Source organism: Snodgrassella sp. (assembly GCF_024103505.1).
Classification (GTDB): domain Bacteria; phylum Pseudomonadota; class Gammaproteobacteria; order Burkholderiales; family Neisseriaceae; genus Snodgrassella; species Snodgrassella communis.
Map to the genome: position 1 here is coordinate 195293 of NZ_JAGGIJ010000004.1, position 7023 is coordinate 202315.

A 7023-nucleotide genomic window follows, 5' to 3' on the forward strand; every position below is an offset into this window, starting at 1 on the left:
TAATAGAAATTTTTGTTTATAAATGATTAAACATGATTACCACTGATCTTGTTCAGATAGCGAGAAAAAGATATGTCGAGACTAATCGGAAATCTGTTTTGCCTATCCAGCCTGATATTTTTAATTGCCGCTTTTATTGGATTGTTGGTTGCTAATTTATTCCGAAAGAAAAAAGTTGGTAGGTATTAAATCTAGATATAAAAAATTTTTTATTTACAATATTATCTGTTGTCTGCTTAGTTTAATTGTCGGCATTTGCTTTGTATTGAAAAATCAGCCAGCGTATTTGGATACAAAATACACTAATAATGATATATTAAACAACCTTGGCAATACCCATCCTGTTATAAATCAGACACAAGTTGCCAGCACCAATTTTCCGGTTCCCGGTGATCAACTTTATTTGAGACTATTCAAACAGGAAAGTATACTGGAAATCTGGTATAAACATAAAAATCAGCAATACCAATTATCTAAAACATGGAAAATATGTACTTTCTCTGGTGGTTTAGGGTCTAAAAAAGCGGAAGGAGATGGCAAAAGTCCGGAAGGATTTTATGCTACTCAGAGAAATCTGCTTAATCCAAACAGCAATTATCATCTGGCGTTTAATATTGGCTATCCGAATACCTACGATAGGTCAAAAGGTTATACAGGCAGTTATATCATGATACATGGCAAATGTGTTTCCATTGGCTGTTATGCCATGACAGATAAAGGTATAGAAGAAATCTATGCATTGGTCAGTCAGGCATTAAGTAGTGGTCAGACATAAGTCCCAATACATATTTTTCCGTTCAAAATGCATACGGCCAATATGAAAAAATATCAAGGTTTTGCACACTATGCTTTTTGGCAGGAGTTGAAACCTGCTTATGATATTTTTCAATCTCAACGGCGGATTCCTGATATCAGCGTGCATAATCAGCATTATATTGTCAGGTAATACAAACAGTATTATAGAATTCAAACAGCCCACGGAAATAAATTTTTTCTGTGGCCTTTCTTTCTAATTTGTTATCATTTACTAAAACATATAAGGCTTTTATCTGCTCAGGCTAATACTATAGCCAGAAAAATTAAGCATACTGTGCTAACAGATAATACGCATACAGTAACTAATCTGTTTGCAAAGCATCAAGCTGACCAATTTTCTTTAACTGATAAAGTAAATATTTTTACCATGCCAATGGTATAAAGAAATTCTGCACTATCTCTAACTTACCAATCCAGATAAAAGCAATAATTGGTTGGTATTATCCATATTTGTTGAGTGACAGATAAAATAGCCAGAAACTTATTATTGCATGTAGTAGACTAGTAATCGTTTTAAGTGATTAAAATCAACAAATCACACGGCCAAGTATTTTTATTGTGAGTAAGCTGGAGGATTCGAGGATTTTTAATTTATTAAATCAGTTAGTGCAAATAATTTGCTTATAAAGAATAAGGTATGATAATATTCATAAACAACTTAGATTAAATTATTGCTATTAAGTAAAAATGATATTGGTGCTGTAATGCTATATTAATTAGCTACGGTCGATACCCAGTTTGGATTCAGACATAAAAAGAAGATTGAGCGCAAAATACAAAGCTCTGAAATATTCTGATGTTGAATTCTATTAAATTTAATTTTTCAGTACAGCATGTGTTAGCCAAGTGCGGATAGTGCTGATAGCTGAAAAAGGCGTTTTATTATTATTCGAAATTACAGGCTCATTACACTGCAATGGTAAGCAGAATGAATTGAAGTGGATAATAAAGTAAAAACAGACACGCCTTATTGCCAATACTGGCAATGTACATACTGTTAAGGCTATAGAATGAAAGTTCTGGCAATTTGATTAATATTTGAATATAGAGAAATCAGGTTAACCCAGTAATTAAATACTATATGGAAAATTGAAAATTTATTGATTTACCTCAATACTTTCCGATATGCATTTGGTATTAGTATTTGGAATGAATTTTATTATGCTAAATGAATTTTATAATATTGTTAATCAAAAGGTTATATTGGATAAATAATTATCTGGCTAAATTTTTCTACAGCTAACAGACTGTTTATTGTTTCCAAAGTGCGGATAATCTACTTTGTATACTCTATTAGCATAATAATCAGTCTAATTATGAGATGATTAATATTTTATATGTAATATGGGTATAAAGAACTGAAATATAGCGAATATATGTTCATATTCTTGTGTATACAAAGGCTTTATCTTTGGCCGGATACTAGTCAGGAATCATAAATAAATAATAAAAAGATATAGATATGCTGAAATTCAAACAGATTATTGTATTTTTCGGATTATTAGTTTTTGTTAGCGCCCAGATATTCGCGCAGGATACTACTACCTGCCAAAATAATGAGCCTGATTCGACAATATTGCCTGTAGCCATAAGCTGGCCTGATAACCGCAATAAACAGCCACTAGATAAAAAAAACTGGCTAACCATACAGCAGCTAAGCCAGCAGCAGTTACAGCATGTAGTCTGGGTAGATGTTAGGCAGGGCGCAGTTAAAAAAGAATCAGGACTGGATATGCTGGCGATTCCGCTCCACCAATTATCTGGTGCTCAGTTTTTATTTGATAAACCCGTTATTCTGGTTGGAAGCGGGTTTGATCAGCTATCAGTTAATCAAACCATTAACCGTTTAAGAAAAAGAGGTTTTAAGCATATTTTTGCATTAAATGGTGGTATTTACGAGTGGCAAAAATTACACCAGCCCGCACAGTTGCGCCAGCAGGAAATTACTGCGGAAGAGTTTTTATCCGGAGGCAAAACCATTCACTGGCAGATTATTACCCTAGGCCTGAATGCTGAACAGTTAGCGACATTACCAGAACAACCAGTTAAACAATTTGCACAAACACAAATAACAGCATCAGCACTAAAGCAGTTTATCCGCAATAACGCTAAAAGCAGTGATGATTTTATCCGCTACGTGCTAATTAGCCCAGATGAGCAGACTTTAAAAAGATTGCAACAGCAAATCAGTTTTGCCGATTCGGCCAATATCATTTGGTTGCGAGGGGGAATAACTGCTTATCAGCACTATGTACAACAACAAACAAAATTAAGCAAACATGCCGGACAGAGCCTATCCAGACCTTGCCGGTTAACCATATAACTTATTTAAGGAGCTTTCTGACCAATGAGGGGCACACAATGAATATTTATCAATACTGGAAAAACCGGTTTCCCAGTTTAAACCGGAAAAAACAACAAAAGCATAAAAATAAGCAGAAAAAACCATATGTAATGATTTTTTGTGCATTATGTACAATTGCCTATGCATCAAGCTATGCAGGTACCGACACGCGTCTGAATGGTGACGATATAGTCAGTGGTGCATTACCAATAGGCTTTGATTTTAATTATTATGGCAAAAATTATAATAAATTTTATGTCAGCACTAATGGATTATTGCAATTTGAAAATCCAACAACCAGTTATAGCAATTATTGCCTGCCGGCACTGAATAATACGTTGTATGTATTCTGGGATGATTTAAGAACCAATGTTGCCGGGAAAACGACAGGAACCATTAAATACGAAACCCAGGGTGAAGCACCTGAAAGAAAGTTAATTGTTCAATGGACAAATCAGTATTTCTTTGGCTCCAATCTACCTATGGGCACATTTCAGGCTATTTTGTATGAAGGATCAAACCAGATTAAATATCAATATCGTTCATTAAATGATGATCGCAGTAAAGGCAAAGAAGCCACTATTGGTATACAGGGTATGCGGCCAAGCAATGTGCAGATAGGTTGCAATAAGGCTGATACAATCAAACCAGAACAGGCAATTTTATTTACGCCTAATGGTGATTTAACCGATTACAGTAAAGATGAAAATGCCGAATATGAATTTATTGATATCTCGGGGTTAACGCCACCGGCGCCAAAACCAGCTGCCCGCTATAGCAATCAGGCACCAGCTTGGTCATGGCAGAAAATTGATACACTTAATACTTGGGAAATCGAAATTCAGGATGCTTCCGGTAATTCCGTTCATAAAGAAGTACTGAATAATATCAATCAGTTTACTTTTAATGATGGTTTACAGAATGGCAAATCTTATCGTGCCCGAGTAAGGGGAAGTATTAATAACGGCGGTACATGGGAGCCATGGTCTGTACGATCTGGCACCACCACGATTGATACTACCAAGCCAGATATTGAGCTGAATAAATTTAATCGCGTTAATGACAGTGCGGTTCGAATTAGTTACACCAGCAACGATAACCTGAGCGGGATTGCTTCAGTACATCTACAGATAGCAAATAATCCCGATTTTAATCAGCCATTGGTAGATAAAGACATTAATGTTCAAGCCAATAGTGTGCAGATTGATAATATGCCATCTACTGGTGCCTTATATGCCCGTCTGAATGCGATTGATAAAGCCGGTAACAGCTCTGGCTACACTCAGGCTGCGGCTATTGTTCTTACACCACCAGTACTGATCAGTCCGGTTACCCAGACAAAGGTTAAAACCGCCCAATTAAAGGTACAGGGTACAGCCGAATCTGGTAGTAAAGTACAGTTATATCTGAATAACCAAGCAGTTGGTCAGCCTGTTGTCGTGGATGCCCAAGGCTATTTTAATCAGGATGTTCAGTTAAGCAAAGAAGGTAGTTACCGCCTGCATGCCGTAGGGCAAAATGATTATGGTCACAGTGAACCCAGCGCAGCTGTATCATTTGATTTTACCTTGCCTACACCTACCGGTATCATTACCACACCCGGCGATAATCAAACCCTTGCCGCTCCGGTAGATATTCAGGTAGATGCAGCAGATGAGCTAGGTATCGAAAAAGTTGAGCTGCTGGTTGATGACAAACGTTTTGCCACACTAACAGAACGTCCCTATCAGGCACACTGGCCACTTACCATGCAGGATAACGGTAGCCATAAACTAACAGCAAAAGTCACCAATACCAGTGGCAAAACAGTGACCATTACACGCACCGTCAAGGTCAAAATAGAACCGCCGGCACCACCACCTACACCTTATACCGGTAAAATCACCACAATCAGCCCGGCTGTTAGCTATGGCCCGCAGCCAGTTACCATTACTGGTCAGGCACTGTATCGTGCTGATAATACGGCCGCAGCCAATGTTCCGCTGAAGCTAGTATTGAATGTAAAAGGTTTTGAGCGAAAAATGGCGGTTGCCACAGATGAAAATGGCCATTTTTCCTATACCTTTACTCCTCAGGAATCTGATTCGGGAACTTATCAGGTAGGTATTATTCACCCTGATGAAAAAACTGTTACCCATCAGGGCAGCTTTGCCATTAACCGGATTGCCTTTAATATTCAGGGCTATCAGCTTAAAGCACCGCGTACTATTACCACACCGATACAAGTTAATGCTACAGCCAGTACCGGTGCGAAAAAATTGCGCTGGGTGCTTGCGCCTGAGAATCAGCCAGATGGCGTGTTACCACAAGGCATCAATATCCAGACTGAAGCAGTAGATATTGCGCCTGGCCAAAGCCGCCCCACAACAATTAAATTTACTGCAGATAATAGCGCTGCAGAAAAAGGCAGCTTGTATCTGGTTGCGTTTGCCGAAGATTCAGGTGATCTGATACGGGGTAAATTACAGATTAATTATCAGCTTGGCCAGCCCATGCCCGATCTGTATGCATCTCCAAGCTATATCCAGACTGGCTTACAGCAGAATACAAGTACCACAGCCAATGTCAGCGTAGGCAATAAGGGTTTGGCGAAAGCTGAAAATGTTCAGATAGAGCTGGTAGATAAACAGGGTAATCCTGCACCGAGCTGGGTATTTATTGCCAGTGATAAAAATATTGATGCCATTGCGGTAGATGAAAAAGTACCCGTACAAATCATGGCACAACCAGATAACAGCATTGCAGACGGCATCTACAACTTTATCATCCGAGTGTCTACAGGCGGCAAACTTTCCGGCACCATTCCGGTAAGCATCTCTGTTACCCAGAGTGGACAAGGCATTGTCCAGTTTGATGTGGCTGATATTTATACCGCCACACTGGATGCACAAGGCCAGCCAATTAAAGGCGTTAAAGGGGCAACCATCAAACTACAGAATGATGGCGTATTAACTGAACAGTATACCCTTAATACTGATAAAGATGGCATTGCCTCATTAAGTAAACTGCCCGCGGGTATCTACCGCTATCGGGTTAGTGCACCTAATCATATGGATGCCAGTGGCCGTATAGTCATTCAGCCAGACAGCACCACCAATCAGCACGTTTTTCTGGAATACCAAACAGTAAATGTTGAGTTTAATGTAACCGAAACCACCATAAAAGATGTCTATGACATTAACGTGAATGCCTCATTCAATACACAGGTACCAGCGCCGGTAATTCTGCTGGAACCCTTGTCTATCAATCTTGGTGGTATGCAGGTTGGAGAAGAAAAAACCGGCCAGATTACAGTAAGTAATTATGGACTGGTACAGGCCGATAATGTGTCGTTAAACCTGCCTAAAACAGATTCCAGATTCAAGTATGAATTTTTTGGAGAAGTACCCAGTGTACTCAAACCAAAAGAAAAAGTGGTTATTTCCTATAAAGTTACCGCTCTGGATCCAAAGCAGAAGGCATCGGCACAAACCGGAACCAACACATTTGCAAGTCTATTACGCGCAGCACCTGCGGATGATGAGGAAGACTGCACTTCTTACGAAGCAAGCTACCAAGAGTCACACCAAAGTGAATGCCCCAGTGGAGATATTTCCAAAGGCAGCAGCAGCGGACGCTTCTATCAGTACTCTGGTAAAAAATGTTCTACCAAAAGTACCAGCTGGGGTTGGGCTGGCGGTGGTTCACTAGGCGGTGGTGGCGGTAGCTTTGGTAGCAGTGGTGCCGGTTCGCCAGCAGCTATGCCTATTACTCCAGGCTGTACACCTGATGCAGCTTGTGGAACAGGTGGGGCAGGTAGCGGATCCAAATAACTAACAACTAAAAACTAACCAAATACAAGGGTCATAACATGCAAACAAAAA

Annotated in this window: 3 protein-coding genes; all 3 read left to right on the forward strand. The window is 39.3% G+C overall.

Going from position 1 to position 7023, the window contains the following annotated elements:
• Positions 1–175: 175 nt before the first annotated feature.
• The 3 genes from J6578_RS06130 to J6578_RS06140 all read left to right on the forward strand — a co-directional run bounded on the left by J6578_RS06130 (position 176) and on the right by J6578_RS06140 (position 6972).
• The gene (locus J6578_RS06130; RefSeq protein WP_287954114.1) at positions 176–775 is read left to right on the forward strand and encodes a L,D-transpeptidase family protein; all 600 of its coding nucleotides are present in this window, start codon (positions 176–178) and stop codon (positions 773–775) included.
• A gap of 1503 nt (positions 776–2278) precedes the next feature.
• Positions 2279–3139, forward strand: coding sequence for a rhodanese-like domain-containing protein (locus J6578_RS06135; RefSeq protein ID WP_287954115.1), 861 nt, complete (start codon positions 2279–2281; stop codon positions 3137–3139).
• Between the two features lie 38 nt (positions 3140–3177).
• A complete protein-coding gene (locus tag J6578_RS06140) occupies positions 3178–6972 on the forward strand; it encodes an NIDO-like domain-containing protein (protein ID WP_287954116.1) in 3795 nt (1264 codons plus the stop codon).
• The last annotated feature ends 51 nt before the right edge of the window (positions 6973–7023 follow it).

Excerpts from the sequence above, each read along its gene's own strand:
- J6578_RS06140 (WP_287954116.1), top strand. The coding sequence starts at position 3,178 with ATGAATATTTATCAATACTGGAAAAACCGGTTTCCCAGTTTAAACCGG.
- J6578_RS06135 (WP_287954115.1), top strand. The coding sequence starts at position 2,279 with ATGCTGAAATTCAAACAGATTATTGTATTTTTCGGATTATTAGTTTTT.